A 21,361-nucleotide genomic window follows, 5' to 3' on the forward strand; every position below is an offset into this window, starting at 1 on the left:
GTGGGGGCGTGGGGCGTGGGGGCGTGGGGCGTGGGGGCGTGGGGCGTGGGGGCGTGGGGCGTGGGGGCGTGGGGCGTGGGGGCGTGGGGCGTGGGAAATTGGTGGCGGGGGCGGGGCTTGGGCGGGCAGGATGCGCTGGTGACTGAGGCGTACCCGATGCAGGTCCCTGTCCGTGCGGCGACTGCCGTACGTCGACAGCGGCTGGTACCGGGGCGTGCCTCGATCCGGCACCGACGTCCGTGAGCGGGGCGTTCCTCGCCGGCCTGGTGGCCGGCTACGGCGTCGCCGTCCCGGTTGGCGCGATCGCCGTTCTCATCCTGGGGCTCAGTGCCCGTACCTCGTTTCGGGTCGGCGCCGCGGCGGCGCTCGCGGTGGCGACGGCCGACGGGCTCTACGCGGCGGTCGCCGCGCTCGGGGGCGCCGGCCTGGCCGGGGTCATCGCGCCGGTCGCCGGCCCGCTGCGGGTGGTCGCCGCCGTGGTGTTGCTGGGGCTCGCCGCGCACGGCCTGTGGCGGACCTGGTCGGCGCACCGGTCGGGTCGGCCGCCGTCGGCCCGCGTCGGGCGGGGCATGGGTACGCCGGGGCGGGCCTACGCGGCGCTGCTCGGGCTGACCCTGTTGAACCCGACCACGGTGCTCTACTTCACCGCGCTGGTGCTCGGCCGTCGGGGCACGGCCGATCCGGGCGCGGTCCCGGTGGCGCTGTTCGTGGCCGGTGTGTTCCTGGCGTCGGCGAGTTGGCAGTTGCTCATCGCCGGCGGTGGCACGGTCGTCGGCCGGGCGTTGACCGGACCGCGCGGTCGGCTCGTCACCGGCCTGGTGTCCAGCGCGCTCATCGCCGCGCTGGCGGTGGTCGCGCTGCTGCCGGGCTGAGCGCCACCGCCCGGCCGTCCGGGCGGGGCCATTGTGCCGTACGGTCGGACGGTGACCAGTCGACCCGCAGCCGGGGGCGGCCGGTGGGTCGAGGTCGATCCGGCCCGCGTGGGCCGCTGGGTCGAGGGCTTCGCCGACCGGCACGGCCCGCACACCACCACCGAGCGGGAGTACGGCCTGCTGCTCACCGCCTCCGACGGAACGACCGCCGAGCTGTACGCGCCACCGGGTTCGCCGGCCGGCGTCGACGTGGCCGGGTTCGTGGCCGCCGCTGTCGCGCCCCGCCGGATCGGCCTGCTGCTGGCCCGCAAGGGCGCCGTGGCCATCGGTGTGGCCGAGGGCGCCGACCTGGTCGTCTCCAAGGTGGACACCCGGTACGTGCAGGGGCGCACCGCCGCGGGGGGATGGTCTCAGCACCGGTTCGCCCGGCGGCGAGACAACCAGGCCAAGGCGGCGCTCGGTGACGCGGCGGAGCTGGCCGTACGGCTGCTGTTGCCGGAGGCGGCGAGGCTCGCCGCGCTGGTGTGCGGCGGTGACCGGCGGGCGGTGGACACGGTGCTGGCGGACCGGCGGTTGGCCCCGCTCGTGCCGCTGCGGGCCGAGCGGCTGCTCGACGTGCCGGAGCCGCGGCACGCGGTGCTGGTCGCGGCGGTGGGCGCGGCCCGGGCGGTACGGATCCGGCTGCGCGACCCGGCACCCGACCGCCCGGAGTGACGGCAGGGTCTGCCGCAGGGGAGATCACCGCCACGCGGAGCGGGGTTCCCGGCGTGCCGTCACGGCGGTGGCCGGAGGATGGGTGTGTGGAGTTTCTGGTGGACATGGTGACGACGGTGCCGGAGGGCACGTCGGAGGACGAGGTCGCCGACATGCGCCGGCGTGAGGCGGCGCGCTCGGCCGAGCTGACGGCGCAGGGCAGTCTCCGCCGGTTGTGGCGTCCGCCGCTGGCGCCGGGGGAGTGGCGTACGTGGGGACTCTTCCAGGCCGACGACGCGGAGGAGCTGGACGTGGTGCTCGCGTCGATGCCGCTGCGTGCCTGGCGGCGCGAGACCGTGACGCCGTTGACACCGCACCCGAACGACCCGGGTCAGCCGTCTCGCTGAGCCGGTGGGCTCGCCACCAGCATGGAGATCATCATGTCCAGTTCCGAGGCGCAGATCCTGCGGACCGTCCTCGATCGGTGGAAGTCGGCGGTCGACGCCCACGAGCCGGAGCGTGTCGCGTCGTACTTCACCAGCGATGCGATCTTTTAGGGGCTGCACCCGTACCCGGTGGGCCGCGCCGGGGTTGCCGAGTACTACGCGGGCCAGCCGCTGGGTCTGACCGCCGCGTACGACATCCGGGAGACCCGGCGCCTGGCCGACGACGTGGTCCTCGGCTACCTGGCGGTGGAGTTCGGCTTCACCGACCGGCCAACCCTGACGGTCAACCTGGGTGTGCTCCTGCGCCGGATCAACAATGACTGGCAGATCAGCCACTACCAGGTGTCACAGCTCCCCTGACCAGCGCGCGTCGGTCAGCGCGCGTCGGTCGGCGGGTCGATCATGGAGTTGTGGTGGTGGACGAAGGCCGTTCATGCCCGCATACCGGGCACCACAACTCCATGATCGACGCTGCCGGGGTCAGAGCTGGTCGGTGCCGAAGGTGTCGCAGGTCTTCGGGTCGCCGCGGTCGTAGCCCTGGGTGAACCAGCGCTTGCGCTGCTCGGACGTGCCGTGGGTGAACTGGTCCGGGTTGACCTGCCCGCCGGAGCGCTCCTGGATGCTGTCGTCACCGATCGCCTCGGCGGTCTCGACGGCCTGGCTGATGTCGGTTTCGGTGATGGACTTGAACAGCGGCTCCTGGCCGGTCTTGTCCTTGCTCTCGGTGGCGTGCTTGGCCCAGGCGCCGGCGTAGCAGTCGGCCTGCAACTCCAGCCGCACGGAGGCGGACTTGGGGCCGCTCTGGTCGCCCTGGCCGGCCTTGGCGTTGGTGCCGAGCAGGTTCTGGATGTGGTGGCCGTACTCGTGGGCGAGCACGTAGGGCTGGGCGAACTCGCCCTTGGCGCCGAACCGGGACGCCAGCTCCTCGTAGAAGCTCAGGTCGATGTACACCTGCTTGTCGGCCGGGCAGTAGAACGGGCCGACACCCGCGTCGGCCTGGCCGCAGCCGGTGTTCACCGCCTGCTGGAAGAAGTTGGTGTCGGTCGGCTCGTAGCTGCCCTTGCCCACCTCCGGGTACGCCTTTTGCCAGTACGCCTGGATGCTGTTGACGTAGAGCGCGTTGCGGCAGCGCAGGTCCTCGAAGCGCTGGGGGTTGTCGCGGGAGCACACCTGCTCCAGGTCGCTGCCGCCGGCCTGGCCGCCCTCGTCGCCGTTGGTCATCGCGTTGAGGCCGAAGCCGCCACCGAGCAGCGCGATGAGCACGGCCACCACGATGCCGATGATGCCGCCCCGGCCGCCGCCACCCGGGATCGGGATGCCCATGCCACCGCCGGATCCGCCACCGCGGCCCACGTCGTTGACCTGCGAGGTGTCGATTTCCGCCCGCTCGTTGAGTTCCATGGTGACCCCGATCGCCGTATGCCGGTGAGTGTCGTCTGTGTGTCGTTGTGTCGCGTGAGTGCCGGACGGGGTCCGGACAGGCGTTCCGGTACCCGATGATCTTGATCGGTAATCCGGGCGGGTCGCTCGGGAGCGCCCGGTACACTTGTCCCCGTGCCGCGCTGCGAAGGCTGAACCGCCCCGCGCCGACGGGCTCCAACCGCCCGCCGGCGCTTTCGCGTGCCCTGAGTCAGCCTTCCAGACCCCGAGAGCGAGTCCCACGAGATGATCACTGCCACCGGCCTGGAGTTGCGTGCCGGCTCCCGGATCCTGCTGTCCGACACCACCCTGCGGGTGCAGCCCGGTGATCGGATCGGCCTGGTCGGCCGCAACGGCGCCGGCAAGACCACCACGCTGAAGGTGCTCGCCGGCGAGGGGCAGCCCTACGCCGGGCAGATCGACCAGCGCAGCGCGATCGGCTACCTCCCGCAGGACCCGCGCACCGGCGACCTGGAGGTCACCGGCCGCGACCGGGTGCTCTCCGCGCGCGGCCTGGACGTGCTGATGGCCCAGATGCAGGAGCTCGAGGCCCGCCTCGCCGAGGACACCGACGAGAAGCTGGTCCGCCGCTACGGCGCGCTGGAGGACCAGTTCGCCGCCCTCGGCGGGTACGCGGCCGAGGCCGAGGCCGCCCGGATCTGCGCCAACCTGGGCCTGCCCGACCGCGCGCTCGCCCAGACCATCGGCACCCTCTCCGGCGGCCAGCGCCGACGCATCGAGCTGGCCCGGATCCTGTTCCGCGACGCCGGCGAGAACGGCGGCGGCATCCTGCTGCTCGACGAGCCCACCAACCACCTCGACGCCGACTCGATCACCTGGCTGCGCGGCTTCCTCGCCAACCACAAGGGCGGCCTGATCGTGATCTCCCACGACGGCGCGCTGTTGGAGTCGGTGGTCAACAAGGTCTGGTTCCTGGACGCCACCCGATCCGTCGTCGACGTGTACAACCTGGGCTGGAAGGCGTACCTGGACGCCCGCGAGACCGACGAGCGGCGTCGCCGCCGGGAGCGGGCCAACGCGGAGAAGAAGGCCGGCGCGTTGATGGCGCAGGCCGACAAGATGCGCGCCAAGGCCACCAAGACCGTCGCCGCGCAGAACATGGCCCGCCGTGCCGAGAAGCTGATCTCGGGCCTGGATGAGGTGCGGGTCGCCGACCGGGTGGCCAAGGTGCGCTTCCCCAGCCCGGCCCCGTGCGGCAAGACGCCGCTCACCGCGACCGGCCTGTCCAAGTCGTACGGCTCGCTGGAAATCTTCACCGACGTCAACGTGGCGGTGGACCGGGGCTCCCGGGTGGCCATCCTCGGGCTCAACGGCGCCGGCAAGACGACCCTGCTGCGGATGCTCGGCGGGCTGCTCACCCCGGACACCGGAGAGGTGCACGCGGGGCACGGCCTGCGGCTGGGCTACTACGCCCAGGAGCACGAGACGTTGGACGTGGAGCGGACGGTGCTGGAGAACATGCGCGCCGCCGCCGTCGAGCAGTCCGACACCGACCTGCGCAAGATCCTCGGCGCGTTCCTGTTCTCCGGCGACGACGTGAACAAGCCCGCCGGGGTGCTCTCCGGCGGTGAGAAGACCCGGCTGGCGCTGTCCACCCTGGTCTGTTCCGGCGCCAACGTGCTGCTGCTCGACGAGCCGACGAACAACCTCGACCCGGTCAGCCGCGAGCAGGTGCTCGACGCCATCGCCAACTATCCCGGCGCGATCGTGCTGGTCACGCACGACCCGGGCGCGGTGCTCGCGCTCAAGCCGGACCGCGCGATCCTGCTGCCCGACGGCGACGAGGACGCCTGGAGCGACGACCTGCTCGAGCTGGTCGAGCTGGCCTGACCGGGCCGGCTCGGGCCGTCGCCGGCGGTCGAGCCTCGCCCTCAGCCGAGCAGGTCGACCAGCCGGCCGAGCACGCCGGAGCTGGCCAGGATCACCACCCCGATGCCGATGAAGATCGCCGGCACCAGCCAGTGGCCCGCGCGTTCGACCAGGCGGACCACGCGGGGGTGCCCGCCCAGCCAGGCGGCGGCGGCGCACCACAGCGCGATGAGCAGCACGAATATCAGCAGGAAGATCGCGATGCCGCTCGTGCCGAGGGCCCGGAACACGGGTACGTAGACGGCCACGTTGTCGGCGCCGTTCGCGATCGTCACCCCGGCCACGCCGAGGGCGCCGGTGACGACGGTGGCCGGGCCGTCGTCGTCGGAGGTGCGCAACGCGCGGACGCCCAACGCGATCGGCAGCAGGCCGAGCAGCCCGGTCCACGGGTCCGGCACCACCAGCAGCCCGGCCGCGACCACCACGCTGGCCAGCGCGAGCGCGCCGATACCGAGGTACTGGCCGGCGACGATCTGCCAGGGGCGGGGTCGACCGGTGGTGCGGGCCGCCACGAAGAACAGCGTCAGGATGACGATGTCGTCGATGTCGGTGGCGGCGAAGACCACCGCGGCGCCGGCTGCGGTGCCCAACAGGTCGATCATGGCCGAAGGTTACGGGTCGCCGGCGGGTGTCGCCGTACCGCGGGTGGTACGCCTGGACGGTGCGACGCGACGGATCGCCGGCATCACGCTATCGGGAAGCTGACATTGCATAGCGTGTCGGTTGGCGAAGAGTTGATATCTGGCGCATGATCGTTCGAGGCGGTCTAATAGGTGTGACCGTATCCGAACCGCACAGTCTGGGACGTGAGGACACAGCATGGCAGCCACTGGCACAGCCACCAGCACTGAGAAGGGTCGCCGGATCGTCGGAGCCGAGCGTCAGACGCTCGCCAAGGACCTCGTCAAGCGGTACACCTCGGGGGAGAGCATCCGCGCGTTGGCGGCCTCGACCGGCCGTTCCTACGGGTTCATCCACCGAGTGCTCACCGAGTCCGGGGTTCAGCTGCGCCAGCGCGGCGGTGCCCGGCGCCGCAAGAAGGCGTGACCCGCCGCTCAGCGTCGTCCACCAGCGCCGCGCCCCGGGCCGCCCGGTGACCGCCGAGGCGACCGGGGTCCGGCTGACCTGCGACGGGCCGGTTGCCACGGTGACGTTGTGCCGGCCCGACGTGCTCAACGCCCAGACGCCCGCGATGTGGCGCGCCATGAGTGACTTCTCGCGGGACCTGCCCGGCGACGTGCGGGTGGTGGTGGTCCGTGGCGAGGGGCGCGCGTTCTCCGCCGGCCTCGACCTCGCGGTGGCCGGTGCGTCCGGTCCAGGGTCGTTCGCTGAGCTGGCCACGCTGCCCGAGCAGGAGTGCGCGGACCGGATCGCCGAGTTCCAGGCGGGTTTCACCTGGCTGCACCGCCCGGACGTCATCTCGGTCGCGGCCGTGCAGGGCCACGCGATCGGTGCTGGATTCCAACTGGCGCTGGCCTGTGACCTGCGGGTGCTCGCCGCCGACGCCAAGCTGTCGATGGCCGAGGTGACCCTCGGCCTGGTGCCCGACCTGGCCGGCACGAAGCGCCTCGTCGAACTGGTCGGCTACTCCCCGGCGCTGGAGATCTGCGCGACCGGCCGCCGGCTGGACGCCGCCGAGGCGGACCGGATCGGGCTGGCCACCCTGGTCGTACGCCCGGCCGAGCTGGACGGCGCGGTCCGTGACCTGACCGCGGGCCTGCTCGCGGGCGCCCGCGACGCCGTGGTGGAGATCAAGGCTCTGCTCGCCGGTGCGGCCGGGCGGTCGCACGCCGACCAGCAGCGGGCCGAGCGGGAGGCGCAGACCCGCCGGCTGCGTGACCTCGCCGGCCAGGGAGAATAGTAAGGACCGCGCGGGAAGATCCGGGTTACGGCCGAGGTTGTCAGAGTCGTCGGGAGAATTGACCTGACGGTGCGGTCCGCCCGACGATGACCCGGAGGTGAACGGTGTCCAACCCGATGTCCGGCGGTGGCATGGCGGGGTGGAGCATGCTCCGGTCGATGCGCAACCGCGACGAGGTTTCCACCCATCGGCTCAAGCGCGGGGTGGCCCGGCGCATCGTGGCCTTCGCCCAGCCGTACCGGCGCGACATCATCGTCTTCCTGGCCACCGTGGTGCTGGCCGCCATCATCGGCGTGGCCACTCCGGTGCTCGCCGGCGACGTGATCAACGCGATCAACCGGGGTGGCACCGAGGCCGGCCGGCTGGTGGTGCGGCTGGCCCTGTTCATCGCCGCGCTGGCGGTCGCCGACGCGCTGCTGTCGCTGGCCCAACGGTGGTATTCGGCCCGCATCGGCGAGGGCATCATCCTCGACCTGCGCACCCGGGTCTACGACCACGTGCAGCGGATGCCGTTGCAGTTCTTCACCCGCACCCAGACCGGCGCCCTGGTCAGCCGACTCAACAACGACGTGCTCGGCGCGCAGCGGGCGTTCACCTCGACCCTGTCCGGCGTGGTCAGCAACGTTATCCAGCTGGTCCTCACCGCCGCGGTGATGTTCACCCTCTCCTGGCAGATCACCGCGCTCTCGTTGGTGCTGCTGCCGATTTTCATCATTCCGGCCCGGCGGGTCGGCCGCCGGCTGGCCGACATCACCCGCGAGGCGTACAACCTCGACGCCAAGATGAACGCGACGATGACCGAGCGGTTCGGGGTGGCCGGCGCGCTGCTGGTGAAGCTGTTCGGTCAGCCCGAGATCGAGGCGCGACGGTTCGCCGGGCGGGCCGAGCGGGTCCGCGACATCGGCATCCAGTCCGCCATGTACTCGCGGACGTTCTTCGTGGCGATGCTCCTGGTCGCCTCGCTGGCGCAGGCGCTCACCTACGGCCTCGGCGGTTGGCTCGCGGTGACCGGCGGCGTCAGCGCGGGCACCGTCGTGACCCTCGCGCTGCTGCTCACCCGCCTGTACGGGCCGCTCACCGCGCTGTCCAACGTCCGGGTCGACGTGATGAGCGCGCTGGTCTCCTTCGACCGCGTCTTCGAGGTGCTCGACCTGAAGCCGGGCATCGTGGAGAAGCCCGACGCGGTGCCGGTGCCCCGCGGCACCGGCCGGGTCGACTTCCGCGACGTGCGGTTCCGCTATCCGAGCGCCGCCGAGATCTCCCTCGCCTCACTGGAGGAGGTCGCCACCCTCGACCGGACGGTCAACGAGCCGGTCCTCAAGGGTGTCTCGTTCAGCGTCGAGCCGGGGCAGATGGTCGCCCTGGTCGGTCCGTCCGGCGCCGGCAAGTCGACGCTGTCCATGCTCATCTCCCGCATCTACGACGTCACCGACGGGCAGGTGCTGGTCGGCGGGGTGGACGTGCGCGACGCGACGCTCGCCTCCCTGCGCGACGAGATCGGCGTCGTCACCCAGGATTCGCACCTGTTCCACGAGACGATCGCCGAGAACCTGCGTTACGCCAAGCCCGACGCCACCGACGACGAGATCTGGGCCGCGCTGGCCGGCGCCCAGGTGGCCGACCTGGTCCGGTCGCTGCCGGACGGGCTGGACACGACGGTGGGGGAGCGCGGCTACCGCTTCTCCGGCGGCGAGAAGCAGCGCATCGCCATCGCGCGACTGCTGCTCAAGGCCCCGTCGATCGTGATCCTCGACGAGGCGACCGCACACCTGGATTCGGAGAGCGAGGCCGCGGTGCAGCGGGCACTGTCGGTGGCGCTGGCCGGACGTACCGCCCTGGTCATCGCGCACCGGCTCTCCACCGTCCGCGACGCCGACCAGATTCTCGTCCTCGACGGCGGGCGGATCGTCGAGCGGGGCCGGCACGACGAGCTGGTCGCGGTCGGCGGGCTCTACGCCGAGCTGTACCGCACCCAGTTCGCGGTCGCCGACTCGCCGAGGCCGTTCGTGGACGCGACCGGTCCCGAGCCGGTGGTCATGCCGCTGGGCACGTACGTCGCGGACGAGGCGATGCCCCCCGCCGCCGCCAACTGACCTCCCGGGAGAGTCCGGCCTGGTCGCGGCGGCTCAAGCGACGGCCACGGTGGCCGTGTCGTCGGCGCAGGGGTCGGCTCGGGTGTCGGCGATCTTTCCGGCTGTTGCGGGATTTGCTGGGGCGGCGCGTCGACCGCCTGTGGGGTGCGCGCACGCTTTGGAGTTGATGTCGCAAACGAATCAGGCCACCGCGGGGGCGATGAGATTCGTTGGCGGCATCAACTCCAGAGGATCCGCGAGGCATACCGGCCCTCGGCCTGAAGCAGACCCCGGCCCGCGAGCCGACCCGGCCGAGCCGAGCCGAGCCGACCCGGCCGAGCCGAGCCGAGCCGACCCGGCCGAGCCGAGCCGACCCGGCCTGGCCGACCCGAGCGTGGTGGCGACGGCGTCAGGTCGGGCGGCGGTCCGGCAGACCCGTGGCGCCCCGCAGCTCGGCGAACGCCAGACCCAGGGTGACCGGGGTGAAGTGCGCGTTCAGGCCACTCGGATTCGGCAGCACCCACAGCCGGGCGCCGGCCAGCGACTCCGGTTGCGGCCCGAAGGTGGCCTTGGGCCGTTGAAAACCGATCCGGTACGCGGTCACTCCGACCACCGCCACCCAGCGTGGACGGTACCGGGCCACCGTGCCGGTCAGGATCGTGGCACCGTCGAGGAGTTCCTCGGTGCTCAGCTCGTCGGCGCGGGCGCTGGCCCGGGCGGCCATGTTGGTGATGCCGAGCCCGAGGGCGGGCAGCTCGCCCTGTTCGCTCGGGTGCAGCTGCCGCGGGGTGAACCCGCCCCCGTGCAGCGCCGGCCAGAACCGGTTGCCGGGTCGGGCGAAGTGCCACCCGGTGGCGGCCGACCAGAGGCCGGGGTTGATGCCCACGAAGAGCACCGCCAGCCCCGGCGCGAGCACGTCGGGGATGGTCCGGTCCGCGGCGGCGGCCAGCTCCGCCTTGGTCGGCCGGGGGTGCGTGGCGGCAGAACCGACACGGCGGGCCGGGTCGGGCGGCACGTCCGAGGCTCGGCGGGCCGGGTCGGGCGGCACGTCCGAGGCTCGGCGGGCCGCGCCGGGGGTCACAGGCCGCGCAGCGCGCCGCCGTCGACCGGCACGGTGAGACCGGTCAGGTAGCTGGCGGCGGGGGAGAGCACGAACGCGGCCACCCGGCCGAACTCGGCCGGGTCGGCGATGCGCCGCAGCGGAATGCTGGCCTCGGCCTCGGCGCGGGCCCGCTCCGGGTCACCGGTCGCGGCGAACAGTTCGCGGTTGCGGTCGGTCATGATCCGGCCGGGCAGCAGGCCGACCACCCGCACGCCGCGCGGGCCGTAGTCGTCGGCGACGTCCTTGGCGACGCCGACCAGCCCGGGCCGCAGGCCGTTGGAGATGCCGAGGCCGGGCACCGGCCCCCGGGCGGACGTGGAGAGCACCAGCCCGATCGCGCCGCCGTCGGGCAGCGCGCCGGCGATCGTCCGCACGGCGCGGACGGTGCCCAGGAAGACGGTCTCGAAGGAGATCCGCCACTGCTCGTCGCTGATCGACGCGGCGTTGCCGGCCGGGGGGCCGCCGACCGAGATCAGCGCGCCGTCGATCCGACCGAAGTGCTCCCGGGCCGCCGCGACGAGCCGCTCCGGGGTCTGCGGGTCGGCCAGGTCCGCGGTGACGCCGACCGCCCGATCCGGGCCACCCAGGCGCTCGGCGGCGGTGGCCACCGCGTCGGCGTCGCGAGCCGAGAGCACCACCCGCGCGCCGTCGGCGACCAGGCACTCCGCCGTCGCGTAACCCAGGCCGCGAGAGGCACCGGTGAGCACGTACACGCGGTCGGTCAGTCCGAGATCCATGACGCCGATCCTGCCGCATCCGGCACGCGCCCGCCAACGTCGACGGGCGGCGCGGGTGGACGTCGGGCGGGGCGCAGCAGGCGTACCCGACCGGCGATCTGCACCGCGACGGCGCCGCCGGCGCGGGCAACCGCCGGCAGCCGGCGCGGACGTGGCGGTGTGTGCCCGTCGTAGCGCAGGCCCGCCTCCCGGGCGGCCAGTTCCTCCGCACCCGCCGGGGGTAGGAGGCCCTGCTCGCGCAGCTCCCGGGCCAGGTCCCACCCGTCGCGCAGCGAACCGGCCGGGGGCCGGTCGGACGCCCAGCGGGCGAACGTCGCCGGCCACTCGGGGCCGAGGCCGGCGGCGAGCAGCGGCCAGTGCCGGGCCACCTCGCCGGCCCGCTTGCGCAGCAGCGCCGTGCGGGTGGCGGCCAACGGCCCCGGCGCGAACCCGGCCGGCGGTGCGCCCCCGGCGACGAGCGCCGCGACCAGCTCAGCCTGCCGTTCGGCGAGCCCCGCGCGAGGCGTGGTGCCGCTCATGTCACGGCCGGGAAGCCGGCGGCGGTGGCCAGGGCGTCCAACTCGGCGCGCAGGTCGGCGGCCGGTGGATAGCCGCCGTCGCGTTCCAGCAGCAGCGCAGGCGGCCGCCGTCGTGCGCAGAGTTCGCCGACCAGCTCCAGCACCGGCGTCGGCACCGGGTCGGTGTGCGTGTCGTGGTAGTAGCCGCCGTGCTCCGACCCGCCGGCGACGTGCGCGTACCCGATCCGGTCCAGCGGCAGGCGGTCGAGCAGCGCGAGCGGGTCGGCGCCCCGGTTGCGGGCGTTGGCGTACACGTTGGCGACGTCGAGCAGCAGCAGCGCACCGGTCCGGTCCAGGATCTCGGTGAGGAAGTCCGCCTCGTTCAGCTCGTCGTCGGGCCAGTCGACGAGTGCGGCGATCGGTTCCAGCGCGATTGGCACGGACAGCTCGGCCTGCACCCGGGCCACGTTGGCGCAGACCGCGTCGACCGCCTCCCGGCTGCGGGGCAGCGGCAGCAGGTGCCCGGCCTCCACGCCGCCGGCCCGGACGAAGGCGATGTGTTCGCTGACCAGCGGGGCGTCGACGCGCTGCGCCACCGCCGCCAGGTGGGCGACCCGGGCCGGGTCGACCGGCTCGGCGCCGCCGAGCGAGAGACGCACCCCGTGGGGTACGACGGTCACCGCCCGGTCGCGCAGCTGCGCCAGACCCGGCGGGAGCGGCCCGGTCGCGGGTACCGACTCCGCCACCACCTCGACGAAACGCAGCCCGGGCAGTTCGGCCACGAACCCGGCGATCTCCGGGCGCCAGCCGATCCCGACGCCGTACGGGTCGGTCATCCGCCGCACCCGCCTCCGCCTCCGCCGCACCCGCCACCCCCGCCGCACGAGCTGCCGCCGCCGGAGCTGTCCCCACCGCCGGACGATCCGTCGGAGCCTGCGGCCCAGCCGCTGCCGGATGCGGCCTGGCGCTGGATCTCGGCCTGCTCGGCGAAGCCCGGGTCGAGGGCCCAGAGCGACGCGGTGCCGTACAGGGCCACGCCCATCGCCGCGCCGCCCGCCCCGTAGGTGGCGTACGCCGGGGCGGAGGCCGGCGCCAGGTGGGCATGCTGCCGGCGGGTGTCGCGCAACGCCGCGCGACCGGCGCGGGTGGTCTGCGGTACGCGCCAGAGCACCACGACCGCCACCAGCACCGCGATCAGGGTGAGTGCCAGATAGCCGATCGCCCGCCCGTTCTCCAGGCCGGCGACCAGCCGCACCACACCCAGCACCAGCAGGCCGGCGATGACCCGGGCCCAGCGCCGAGCGGCGGACCGCTGTGCCTCACTCGCCAGCAGTCCGCGCTGCTCCAGGCCGGTGCGCAGCTGGTCGAGGGCGGTGCGCACCCGATGGTCCTGCGGCAGGTCCCGGGCCCGGAGGTGATTGTGGGCAGCCCAGTGGATGGCCTGGTCCAGTGGAGTGAGACCGGTGGGCGCGGCACCGACGGTGGTCAGCCGACGGTCCGGTCGTACGCCGATCGCGCCGCTGCCGCGCAGCCCGCCGAGCGCGGCGTGCGTGGCGAGGGCGGGTCCGCCGTTGAGGTACGCGACCTGCTGTGGACCGAGCGGGTCGGCCGGGGTGGCCGCCGGTCCGGCGAGCAGGCGGACCCGGTGGAACACCGCGAGCGCCACCACCAGGGCGGCGGCCACGAGGTAGAACCGGAGGAAGGTCGGGCCGGGGATGCCCCAGGTGTCGCCCGACGCGGCGAGGTCGGTCATCGGCTGCTCCTGTCACCGGAGGGATCGGCGGGCCCCATTGTGGAGCAGCGCCGCCACGGTCCCCGCGCCGGTGCCCGGCGGTGCCGATCAGCGGCGGCGGACCGCCTCCTCGACCAGGTCCAGCACCGGGCCCAGGTCGCCGGCGGGCCGGCCCATGGCCAGGTGCAGCACCAGCCCGTCGTAGGCCAGCTCCAGGAACTGGGCGAGCACGTCGATGGGTACGTCCTCGCGCAGCACGCCGGCGTCGCGCTGTCGGGCCAGCCGGTCCCGGGTCGCCTCGGCGATCGCGGCGGACCGTTCCGCCCAGCGGCGGGCGAACGCCGGGTCGGTGCGCAGCCGGCGGGACACCTCCAGTTGGCTGCCGAGCCAGCCGGTGGTGTCCGGGGAGACCGCCCGGGCCAGCAGGTCGCGCATGACCTGCACCAGCCCGTTACGGGCCACCGTCTCGACCATGACGGCGGCGTCGTCCTCGGCGACGGCCAGGAAGAGCGAGTCCTTGTCCCGGAAGTGGTGGAAGATGGCGCCACGGGAGAGCCCGGTGGCCTCCTCGAGGCGGCGTACGGTCGCCCCCTCGTAGCCGTGCCGGGCGAAACACGCCCGCGCGGCGGCGAGGATCTCCTGCCGGCGCGCGTCGAGCTGATCCTGGCTTACTCTGGGCACGCGTCGATCGTCGCAGGTCACCCCGGGCCGTGCAAACCGTACGTACGGCTTGGTAACGAGCCGTTTATCATCCTCCGGTGACCCCGCCCCACCCCGCGCCGTCCGCCCCGCTGACCGTCGCCACCGTCCAGGCCACGCCGACCCCCGGTGACGTCGCCGGCAACGCGCTCGCCGCCGCCGAGCTGGTCCGTCGCGCCGGTGGGCAGGGCGCCCGGGTCGCCGTCCTGCCCGAGTTGTACCTCTGCGCGTACCACCCGCCGACCCTCGCCGCCGACCCGGCCGGCACCGATGTCGCGGCCGATCCGATCGGAGCGGTCGCCGACCCCCGGCTCGACCCGCTGCGCGTCGCGGCGCGCGAGGCCGACGTCACGGTGCTCGTCGGTGCCGCCGCCCGCCACCCGGACGGCCGGCGGACCATCGCCGCGCTGGTGGTCGACCGGGCCGGCGCGATCCGCGTCGGGTACGACAAGCAGCAACTCTGGGGCGGCGAACGGGACCTGTTCGACGCCGGTGCACGGGGCGCCACGCTGCTCGTCGACGACTGGCGGCTCGGGTTGGGCATCTGCTACGACGGCTGCTTTCCGGAACACGCCCGGGCCGCCGCCCTCGACGGCGCGCACGCCTACCTGTGTCCCAGCGGATACCTGGCCGGCTCGGAGCACCGCCGGGACCTGTACTACGCCGCGCGGGCGCTGGACAACACCATGTTCGTGGTCTTCGCCAACGCGGTCGGGGGAGTCGACCCGTGGCGGTTCAACGGCGGCGCGGCGATCTACGACCCGCAGGGACGGGTGCTCGCCCGAGGCGCCGACGAGGGCACGGCGGTGCTGGTGGCGGCCCTGGACCCGGCCGAACTCGTGGCCACCCGGGCGGCTCATTCGATGCTCGCCGATCGGTTGCCGCACCAGGGCGATCCCCGGGGGTCAATGTCCGGTTGAGCCCATAGTCAGGTCGATACCGGCTGGACCTGTTGGCGGACACATCGGTCCCGTAGGGTGCCCGAGTGCCACTGCTCCTGCTGGACCTGGACAACACCCTGCTGGATCGGGCCGGGCCGTTCCGCCGCTGGGGTGAGCGCTTTCTGGACGGCATCGGCGCGCCCCCCACGGACATCGACTGGCTGCTCTCGGTCGACGCGGACGGCCTGACCGACCGCTGGGACCTGGCCGACGCGATCCGGGACCGCTACGAGCTGCGCATCCCCTCGATCGACCTGGTGGAGGAGCTGCACGACGGGGTGGTGGAGCAGACCCGGCTCGATCCGCTGACCGCCTGCGCGCTGCGGATCGCCGACGACGCGGGCTGGGTGCCGGTGGTGGTCTGCAACGGCACGGTACGCGTCGAGGACGCCAAGATCCGCCGTACCGGACTGGACCGCTACGTCGCGGACTGGGTGATCTCCGAGGAGGCCGGGGTCAGCAAACCCAACCCGCGGATCTTCGCGCTCGCCGCGCAGCGGGTCCGGATGCCACTGCGCGGCGCCTGGGTGGTCGGCGACAGTCCGGAGGCGGACATCGGCGGCGCCGCCGCGGTCGGACTGCCCAGCGTGTGGCTGCACCGCGGGCGTACCTGGTCGGATGTGCGGTTCGCGCCCAGTCGCACGGTGGACGGGCTGATCGCCGCGGTCGCCACCGTGCTGGCCGGCTGACGCGCGTCGCGGTAATTCGGTTGATCGGCCGCCGGGACGCGGCGAGCATGGTCGGCGCATGGTGCATCCCGGGCGTGTGCCCGGTCGAGGAGAGGGGGTCGGTCATGGCCGTCTTCGCAGGTCGCTTCCAGCTGCCTATCTCAGCCTCGACCAAGGGAACCTCACCACAGTGCGCGATCATGACCTTCCGGCGCTGGAGCGCCGGAGCCGCGGCAAGAGCCGCTTCGACGACGACGAACCGCAGTTTCTGAAGCGCGGGCGGCCGGCCGAGCCGCTCGCCGACCCGGACACCGAGCCTGACCCGGACACCGGCGAGCACTGGTCGTCCTGGGACGAGGCGGTGCACGGGCCGCAGCCGTACCCGGACTGGCTGGTCACCGAACTGGCCGCCAAGGACACCGAACTGGGTGTGCTGAAGACCGGCAAGGAGGCGGACGTCCACCTGGTCCGCCGTGCGGTGCCGGACACCGACCGGTCCTGCCTCCTGGCGGTCAAGCGGTACCGCGACTCCGAGCACCGGCTGTTCCACCGCGACGCCGGCTACCTGGAGGGCCGTCGGGTACGCCGGTCCCGGGAGAACCGGGCGATGGCCGGCCGGACGGCCTTCGGTCGGCAGATGATCGCCGGGCAGTGGGCCGCGGCCGAGTTCGCCGCCCTGGCCCGGCTCTGGGAGATCGGCGCCGGGCACGACCGGATCGCCGTGCCGTACCCGGTGCAGCTGCGCGGCACCGAGCTGATGCTGGAGTTCGTCGGCGACGCCGAGTCGGGGCAGGCCGCGCCCCGGCTGGCCCAGCTACGGCCCGACCCGGCCGAGCTGCGTGACCTGTGGGCGCAGCTGGTGGAGGCGCTGCGGGTCCTGGCTCGGGCCGGTTACGCACACGGCGACCTGTCGCCGTACAACCTGCTCGTGCACTCCGGCCGGCTCGTCGTGATCGACCTGCCGCAGGTGGTCGACGTGGTGGCGAACCCGCAGGGGCCGGAGTTCCTGGCCCGCGACGTACGCGTGGTCGGCACCTGGTTCGTGGCTCGTGGTCTGCCGCCGGAGCAGGTCGATCCGGCCGCGTTGACCGCTGAGCTGCTGCGCGAGGCGGGCATCCGCTGATCGGAGCGGGTCGGGCGGGCACTCCGCCCGACCCGCTCCACCGGCTATTGCAGGTAGCGCTCCACCTCGGGCTTGGGGCGTTCGCCCTGGGCGTCCGGGTCGCCGTGGGTCTCCCGGGCGGCCCGTCGGCGGCGCAGCAGATCCCAGCACTGGTCGAGGGACTCCTCCAGGGCGCGCAGTCGCTCGCTGGCCTCGCCCTCGGTGCCCGACTCGTGCGCCTGGGCATCGGCCCGCAGCTTGTGTTCCTCGTCGACCAGTTCGGAGATCCGGTTCAGGATGGTCTTGTCGTCCATGCTCCTGAGCCTGGCACAGCGTCTCCGCAAGCGCCTGGATTCGTGCCTCTGCGGGCGCTGCGCGACCGTCGGTAGCCCCAGACACACCAACACCGACGCGTCAATGTGCTGTTTTTCATGCTCATTGCGGATCAGCTCACCCGGTGCTCACCATGCGGTGCCACCTGCGGAATTTTCCGGATCGGCCGAGCCGGTCGGATCAAGGGCGCAGATCGCTCAGTCAACGCGAGAAACCTTCCCGATCATGGTGCTGGTGAAGGCGATTCGTGAATGCGATGCTCTGCCTGATGGTCATGCGCCATCGCCGAGGCAGCACAGAGCGTAACCCGCAGTGCGATGCCACCGGAGAGGACCGTGCAGGTGAACAGTGACTGAGCCGAGCATCCCGACACGCCGCGATCCATATGTGGCCGGCCTGCGACGCGTGCTGCCCGCGCTACTCCGTGATCCACTGGGCACGTTGGTCGGGCTGGCCGACGCGTCGCCCGGGCAGGTCGTCCGACTGAACCTGGGCACCATCCGGCCGTACCTGGTCGTCGAGCCCGCACACGTCCAGCACGTGCTCCGCGACAACGCCGCCAACTACACCCGGGCCGGCGACAGCATGATGTGGAAGTCGGTCAAGAAGCTCGGCGGCGACGGCATCCTCGCCGAGGGCCCGCAGTGGGAGGCAAGTCGCCGACGGCTCCAGCCGCACTTCACCGCGAAGCGGATCGACGCTGTGGTGGACGGCCTGAGCCGGGCGATCAGCGTTGCGGTCGACGAGCTGAACGTCCCGGCGCGAACCGGCGAACCGGTCGACGCTGCCAGCGAGATCTCCCGGATCATCTGCCAGGCCGTCATCGGGGTCTTCTTCGGCAACAAGATCCCCGTCACCGACGGTGTGCGGATCGTCGCGGAACAGGACACCGTGGCGACCGCACTGCGCTTCCGGCTGCTCACCCCGTTCCTGCCGGACGCCGTGCCGATGCCCGGTGACCGCGCACTGCGGCGGGCGGTCCAGAACATCGACGACATTCTGCTGCCGTTGGTCCGCGCCGAGCGAGCCCACGACGACGGAGGCGACGACATCGTCGCTTCGCTGGGCCGGGGCCGTGACGAGCACGGCCACAAGCTCGACGAGCAGCGGGTACGCGACGATCTGGTGTCGATCTTCGTCACCGCCACGGAGACCACCTACACGGTGCTCACCTGGCTCTTCCCACTGCTGGAGCAACTGCCCGACGTCGCCGAGCGGCTCTACGCGGAGATCGATCGTGTGGTCGGCCCCGGCGACGTGATCAACCGCGAACAACTCGGCGAGCTGCGCTACACCCGGATGGTGCTGGACGAACTCGTCCGCGCCTACCCGTCCGGCTGGTTGGTGCCGCGGACCGCGATCGCCGACGACGTCATCGGCGGCACCCGGGTCAAGGCCGGTGGCACCATCGTCCTAAGTCCGTACGTGACCCAGCGGTTGGCCCGCTTCTGGGATCGGCCGGCGGTCTTCGACCCGGAGCGCTTCGCGCCCGACGCCCCCCGGCGCGCCCACCGGTACGCCTACTACCCCTTCGGTGGCGGCGCCCACCAGTGCATCGGCCAGTATTTCTTCCAGGTCGAGGCGCCACTGATCGTGGCGACGCTGCTCAGCCGCTTCCGGTACCGGCTCTGCACGCCCGGGATGCCATCGCCGCGGCTCGCCGCGTCGCTTCGACCACGGGAACGGGTGCCGCTGCTGCTCACCCCACATCGGCAACCGGCCCTGGCCTAGCGGATGGCACCACTACCAAGGGTCGGAGACGAACTACAGCAGGCCGCCGAGCACGGCCGCGTCTGTGCCCTGGCCGCCCATGGCCAACGTGACCTGCAACGTTGCCTGACCGCCCATCCGGACCTCTTCGCCGAGGGGCCCTTCGACGGCGCTCTGACCAGCAGCATCGCGTTGGCTATTGCGTTCAGCGCGCCGTGGTGTGAGGCAGTCGAGCTGCGTCTGACCAACCGGGCGGTGCTCTGGGGGTTCGCGCTGGACTGGCAGGTGGACCGGCTGGCCACCTCCGCCGTCGAGCTCGACCGGCTGGTGCAGAGGCAGCTTTCCGTCACGGACGGTGCGTCCGCGGCGACGGATGATCCACTGGGTCGCTTCCTCGCCGGTCTCCACGCCGACCTGGTTGCCGTGCCAGCCTTCGCCACACTGGGCGGGGCGTGGCGGGCGGCGGCCCGACGGACCCTTCACGCGATGCGGCAGGAGTGGCAGTGGAAGACGGCGATGCGGGATGGTCTTCAGCCGCCGCCCACCCTCGCCGATTACCTGAACAACGCGGACAACCTGGCCTGTACCGTCGTGAACGTCGTGCACTGGATCCGGACCGGCGGGGCCGACACGCAAGCTCGGCTCGACCGGTTGGTCATCGCCAGTGACGCTGTGCAACGCGCTCTTCGACTGGTCAATGACCTGAGTACCCATGAGCGGGACCTCCGCTGGGGCGACCTGAACGCGATCATGTTGGTGGACGACCGGGCGGTGGTGGAGCAGGTGCTGAAACGCCTGGTCACGGATGTGACCGACCTGCTCGACGAACTGCGGGCCGACTGCCCGAGGGAGGCGGCCTACCTGACTCGACAGCTCGGCTACACCACCGGCTTCTACCGGAGCACCGACTTCTGGGGTGTGTCGTGAGCACCGAGGCGCTGGCCCGGGACGCCGGCGCGGCGAAGGATCCCGGGTCGGCGCGCGCCGTCGACGAGCTGGTTGCCGAGCTGATCCTGCACCCGTCCGGCCGTACATCCGCTTCGCCGTACGAGACTGCCCGTCTGGTCTCCCGGGCGCCCTGGCTACCCCGACACGCCGACCGGATCCAGTACCTGCTCGCCGTGCAGCGCCCGGACGGAGGTTGGGGCGGGCCGGACGGGTACGCCCTGGTGCCCACCCTGAGTGCCGTGGAGGGGCTGCTCGCGGCGTCGCTGCACGACGAGCCGGTGGGCTGGTCCCCGGCGGCGGTGCACGACGCGGTCGACCGCGCGCTGCGCCTGTTGTTCGACCGGGTGGCCGGCCCCTCGACCTACCCTGTGCCGGACCTGCCGGCTGCGGACCTGATCGTCCCGGCACTGGTCGACCGGATCGCCGACCAGCTCGCTGACCCGCCGACGTGGTTGGCGCACTGGCGAGGCGTCGGCCCGCCGCCGATGCCCGCGGCCATGGATCGGCAGCGGCTCGACCGCGTACGCCTGCTGGCCGGATCCGGTCGGCCGATTCCGCCCAAGCTGCTTCACGCGCTGGAGATCCTCGGGCCGGCCGCCCGGCGTGCGACCGGTGTCGCCGCCACCGCCGCCGGCCCGGTCGGAGCCTCGCCGGCCGCCACCGCCGCGTGGCTCGGTAACCCCGGCGGTACTCAATCCGCCGCGCTGGACTACCTGACCCGGGCGCTCGGCGAGCACAGCGGAGCGGTTCCGTGTACCACACCGATGGCCGTGTTCGAACGGTCGTGGGTGCTGAGCACCCTGGCACGGGCTGGTGTGCTCCCGACGGTGCCGGCGGAACTGGTTGCCGGGCTGCGCGACGCACTCGGGCCGGACGGCGCTGCCACCGGGCCGGGGCTGCCCACCGACGCCGACACGACGGCGGTGACGCTCTACACGCTGGCGCTCCTGGGTCACCCCACCGATCCGACGTGCCTGAGCCGGTTCGACACCGGGGAGCACTTCGGCACCTGGCAGGGCGAGGACGGCTCGTCGGTGACCACGAACGCGCACGTGTTGGAGGCGTTCGGGCGATGCCTCGGCGGCAACGACCCGGCTGCAGCACCGGTGCTGCGCCGGCTCACCGGCTGGCTGATCGACCGCCAACATGCCGACGGTCGATGGACGGACCGTTGGCACGCCTCGCCCTACTACGCCACCTACTGCGTGGTGCTCGCACTGCGGGAGTACGGCGGTCCGTCGGCCGACGCGGCGCTGCGGCGGGCCGTCTCGTGGACCCTCGAGAACCAGCGGGCCGACGGTTCGTGGGGACGATGGCATGGCACGGCGGAGGAGACCGCCTACGGCCTACTCGTGTTGCTGACAGCGCGCCCGTCATCCACGATCCGGGACGCGAGGGTCGCCGCTGCTCACCGTTTGTCCACAATGCAGAATGAGGGTGTCGACGATCCACTGTGGCATGACAAGGACCTCTACCATCCGGCACTGATCGTCCGGGCGGCAGTGGTGGCTGCGCGGGCGGCGGCTGCGGTGCAGCTGAACGGTTCCACCCATATCCCAGCAAGCCGCTGAACTGCATCGCTTGAGTGAAATTCCGGACACTGCTAGCGTGCGCCGGGCCGGGGGCTGGGCTCATTCAG

General features: G+C 72.7%; 23 protein-coding genes. 14 read left to right on the forward strand and 9 right to left on the reverse strand.

Annotated features, from left to right (window positions below):
* The first annotated feature begins 239 nt into the window (after nt 1-239).
* The 4 genes from AB0H52_RS27915 to AB0H52_RS27930 all read left to right on the forward strand — a co-directional run bounded on the left by AB0H52_RS27915 (nt 240) and on the right by AB0H52_RS27930 (nt 2,371).
* Complete coding sequence (locus AB0H52_RS27915; RefSeq protein WP_151489821.1) at nt 240-872, forward strand: LysE family transporter; 633 nt, start codon at nt 240-242, stop codon at nt 870-872.
* Nucleotides 873-923: 51 nt separating this feature from the next.
* The gene (locus AB0H52_RS27920) at nt 924-1,586 is read left to right on the forward strand and encodes an acVLRF1 family peptidyl-tRNA hydrolase (RefSeq protein ID WP_151489822.1); all 663 of its coding nucleotides are present in this window, start codon (nt 924-926) and stop codon (nt 1,584-1,586) included.
* Nucleotides 1,587-1,672: 86 nt separating this feature from the next.
* The gene (locus AB0H52_RS27925) at nt 1,673-1,972 is read left to right on the forward strand and encodes a muconolactone Delta-isomerase family protein (protein WP_151489823.1); all 300 of its coding nucleotides are present in this window, start codon (nt 1,673-1,675) and stop codon (nt 1,970-1,972) included.
* Between the two features lie 168 nt (nt 1,973-2,140).
* On the forward strand, nt 2,141-2,371 hold the full coding sequence (locus AB0H52_RS27930; RefSeq protein WP_225854463.1) for a hypothetical protein: 231 nt from the start codon (nt 2,141-2,143) through the stop codon (nt 2,369-2,371).
* Between the two features lie 120 nt (nt 2,372-2,491).
* Here the strand turns inward: AB0H52_RS27930 and AB0H52_RS27935 are convergent, their stop codons facing one another.
* On the reverse strand, nt 2,492-3,412 hold the full coding sequence (locus tag AB0H52_RS27935) for a neutral zinc metallopeptidase (RefSeq protein WP_151489824.1): 921 nt from the start codon (nt 3,410-3,412) through the stop codon (nt 2,492-2,494).
* Between the two features lie 264 nt (nt 3,413-3,676).
* Here AB0H52_RS27935 and AB0H52_RS27940 point away from each other — a divergent pair, with 264 nt between their 5' ends.
* Nucleotides 3,677-5,281, forward strand: coding sequence for an ABC-F family ATP-binding cassette domain-containing protein (locus AB0H52_RS27940; RefSeq protein WP_151489825.1), 1,605 nt, complete (start codon nt 3,677-3,679; stop codon nt 5,279-5,281).
* Nucleotides 5,282-5,322: 41 nt separating this feature from the next.
* On the opposite strand, the gene AB0H52_RS27945 is transcribed toward AB0H52_RS27940, so the two are convergent.
* Entirely contained in the window at nt 5,323-5,922 is a 600-nt protein-coding gene (locus tag AB0H52_RS27945) for a cadmium resistance transporter (RefSeq protein WP_357951200.1), read from the reverse strand.
* A gap of 217 nt (nt 5,923-6,139) precedes the next feature.
* Here AB0H52_RS27945 and AB0H52_RS27950 point away from each other — a divergent pair, with 217 nt between their 5' ends.
* The 3 genes from AB0H52_RS27950 to AB0H52_RS27960 all read left to right on the forward strand — a co-directional run bounded on the left by AB0H52_RS27950 (nt 6,140) and on the right by AB0H52_RS27960 (nt 9,274).
* Entirely contained in the window at nt 6,140-6,367 is a 228-nt protein-coding gene (locus tag AB0H52_RS27950) for a helix-turn-helix domain-containing protein (protein ID WP_007462679.1), read from the forward strand.
* 46 nt (nt 6,368-6,413) lie between these two features.
* A complete protein-coding gene (locus AB0H52_RS27955; protein ID WP_357951203.1) occupies nt 6,414-7,181 on the forward strand; it encodes an enoyl-CoA hydratase/isomerase family protein in 768 nt (255 codons plus the stop codon).
* A 116-nt stretch (nt 7,182-7,297) separates the two neighbouring features.
* Nucleotides 7,298-9,274 (forward strand): ABC transporter ATP-binding protein, encoded by a 1,977-nt coding sequence (locus tag AB0H52_RS27960; RefSeq protein WP_151489846.1) that lies wholly within the window; start codon nt 7,298-7,300, stop codon nt 9,272-9,274.
* A 388-nt stretch (nt 9,275-9,662) separates the two neighbouring features.
* On the opposite strand, the gene mug is transcribed toward AB0H52_RS27960, so the two are convergent.
* The 6 genes from mug to AB0H52_RS27990 form a co-directional block, all read right to left on the reverse strand.
* A complete protein-coding gene (gene mug / locus AB0H52_RS27965; protein ID WP_357951226.1) occupies nt 9,663-10,268 on the reverse strand; it encodes a G/U mismatch-specific DNA glycosylase in 606 nt (201 codons plus the stop codon).
* Nucleotides 10,269-10,330: 62 nt separating this feature from the next.
* Nucleotides 10,331-11,092 carry an SDR family oxidoreductase gene (locus tag AB0H52_RS27970; RefSeq protein ID WP_151489828.1) on the reverse strand — a complete coding sequence of 254 codons (762 nt, stop codon included), beginning with the start codon at nt 11,090-11,092 and terminating at the stop codon, nt 10,331-10,333.
* On the reverse strand, nt 11,077-11,610 hold the full coding sequence (locus AB0H52_RS27975) for a hypothetical protein (RefSeq protein ID WP_357951206.1): 534 nt from the start codon (nt 11,608-11,610) through the stop codon (nt 11,077-11,079). Before AB0H52_RS27975 ends, AB0H52_RS27970 begins: the two co-directional genes overlap by 16 nt.
* The gene (locus tag AB0H52_RS27980; RefSeq protein WP_151489830.1) at nt 11,607-12,425 is read right to left on the reverse strand and encodes a DUF692 domain-containing protein; all 819 of its coding nucleotides are present in this window, start codon (nt 12,423-12,425) and stop codon (nt 11,607-11,609) included. The genes AB0H52_RS27975 and AB0H52_RS27980 overlap by 4 nt, the downstream gene beginning before the upstream one ends.
* Nucleotides 12,422-13,342 carry a TIGR04222 domain-containing membrane protein gene (locus AB0H52_RS27985; protein WP_357951209.1) on the reverse strand — a complete coding sequence of 307 codons (921 nt, stop codon included), beginning with the start codon at nt 13,340-13,342 and terminating at the stop codon, nt 12,422-12,424. Before AB0H52_RS27985 ends, AB0H52_RS27980 begins: the two co-directional genes overlap by 4 nt.
* An 87-nt stretch (nt 13,343-13,429) precedes the next feature.
* Entirely contained in the window at nt 13,430-14,002 is a 573-nt protein-coding gene (locus AB0H52_RS27990; RefSeq protein ID WP_151489832.1) for a TetR/AcrR family transcriptional regulator, read from the reverse strand.
* 77 nt (nt 14,003-14,079) lie between these two features.
* On the opposite strand from AB0H52_RS27990, the gene AB0H52_RS27995 reads away from it, so the two are divergent.
* From AB0H52_RS27995 to AB0H52_RS28005, 3 genes are all read left to right on the forward strand, one after another.
* Nucleotides 14,080-14,940 carry a carbon-nitrogen hydrolase family protein gene (locus AB0H52_RS27995; protein ID WP_151489833.1) on the forward strand — a complete coding sequence of 287 codons (861 nt, stop codon included), beginning with the start codon at nt 14,080-14,082 and terminating at the stop codon, nt 14,938-14,940.
* A 65-nt stretch (nt 14,941-15,005) separates the two neighbouring features.
* Nucleotides 15,006-15,650 (forward strand): HAD family hydrolase, encoded by a 645-nt coding sequence (locus AB0H52_RS28000; RefSeq protein ID WP_151489834.1) that lies wholly within the window; start codon nt 15,006-15,008, stop codon nt 15,648-15,650.
* Nucleotides 15,651-15,819: 169 nt separating this feature from the next.
* Nucleotides 15,820-16,752: an RIO1 family regulatory kinase/ATPase gene (locus tag AB0H52_RS28005; protein ID WP_151489835.1), complete on the forward strand. Its 933-nt coding sequence runs from the start codon at nt 15,820-15,822 to the stop codon at nt 16,750-16,752.
* A 44-nt stretch (nt 16,753-16,796) separates the two neighbouring features.
* Here AB0H52_RS28005 and AB0H52_RS28010 read toward each other — a convergent pair whose 3' ends face one another.
* Complete coding sequence (locus AB0H52_RS28010) at nt 16,797-17,045, reverse strand: DUF2630 family protein (RefSeq protein ID WP_091403743.1); 249 nt, start codon at nt 17,043-17,045, stop codon at nt 16,797-16,799.
* Between the two features lie 367 nt (nt 17,046-17,412).
* Here AB0H52_RS28010 and AB0H52_RS28015 point away from each other — a divergent pair, with 367 nt between their 5' ends.
* Genes AB0H52_RS28015 through AB0H52_RS28025 form a run of 3 tightly spaced genes read left to right on the forward strand, consistent with a single transcriptional unit; the run spans nt 17,413 to nt 21,293 of the window.
* Nucleotides 17,413-18,795 (forward strand): cytochrome P450, encoded by a 1,383-nt coding sequence (locus AB0H52_RS28015; protein ID WP_357951214.1) that lies wholly within the window; start codon nt 17,413-17,415, stop codon nt 18,793-18,795.
* A gap of 3 nt (nt 18,796-18,798) precedes the next feature.
* Nucleotides 18,799-19,701 carry a terpene synthase gene (locus AB0H52_RS28020; RefSeq protein WP_357951217.1) on the forward strand — a complete coding sequence of 301 codons (903 nt, stop codon included), beginning with the start codon at nt 18,799-18,801 and terminating at the stop codon, nt 19,699-19,701.
* Nucleotides 19,698-21,293 carry a prenyltransferase/squalene oxidase repeat-containing protein gene (locus AB0H52_RS28025; RefSeq protein WP_151489838.1) on the forward strand — a complete coding sequence of 532 codons (1,596 nt, stop codon included), beginning with the start codon at nt 19,698-19,700 and terminating at the stop codon, nt 21,291-21,293. The genes AB0H52_RS28020 and AB0H52_RS28025 overlap by 4 nt, the downstream gene beginning before the upstream one ends.
* The last annotated feature ends 68 nt before the right edge of the window (nt 21,294-21,361 follow it).

This window comes from Micromonospora sp. NPDC050695 (assembly GCF_040654415.1).
In the GTDB taxonomy this organism is placed as follows: Bacteria; Actinomycetota; Actinomycetes; order Mycobacteriales; family Micromonosporaceae; genus Micromonospora.

Coding starts and splice junctions, on each gene's coding strand:
- AB0H52_RS27940 (WP_151489825.1), top strand. CDS start 3,677: ATGATCACTGCCACCGGCCTGGAGTTGCGTGCCGGCTCCCGGATCCTG.
- AB0H52_RS28020 (WP_357951217.1), top strand. CDS start 18,799: ATGGCACCACTACCAAGGGTCGGAGACGAACTACAGCAGGCCGCCGAG.
- AB0H52_RS27975 (WP_357951206.1), bottom strand. CDS start 11,610: ATGAGCGGCACCACGCCTCGCGCGGGGCTCGCCGAACGGCAGGCTGAG.
- AB0H52_RS27945 (WP_357951200.1), bottom strand. CDS start 5,922: ATGATCGACCTGTTGGGCACCGCAGCCGGCGCCGCGGTGGTCTTCGCC.
- AB0H52_RS27950 (WP_007462679.1), top strand. CDS start 6,140: ATGGCAGCCACTGGCACAGCCACCAGCACTGAGAAGGGTCGCCGGATC.
- AB0H52_RS27970 (WP_151489828.1), bottom strand. CDS start 11,092: ATGGATCTCGGACTGACCGACCGCGTGTACGTGCTCACCGGTGCCTCT.
- AB0H52_RS27985 (WP_357951209.1), bottom strand. CDS start 13,342: ATGACCGACCTCGCCGCGTCGGGCGACACCTGGGGCATCCCCGGCCCG.
- AB0H52_RS27935 (WP_151489824.1), bottom strand. CDS start 3,412: ATGGAACTCAACGAGCGGGCGGAAATCGACACCTCGCAGGTCAACGAC.
- AB0H52_RS27960 (WP_151489846.1), top strand. CDS start 7,298: ATGTCCGGCGGTGGCATGGCGGGGTGGAGCATGCTCCGGTCGATGCGC.
- AB0H52_RS27980 (WP_151489830.1), bottom strand. CDS start 12,425: ATGACCGACCCGTACGGCGTCGGGATCGGCTGGCGCCCGGAGATCGCC.
- AB0H52_RS28010 (WP_091403743.1), bottom strand. CDS start 17,045: ATGGACGACAAGACCATCCTGAACCGGATCTCCGAACTGGTCGACGAG.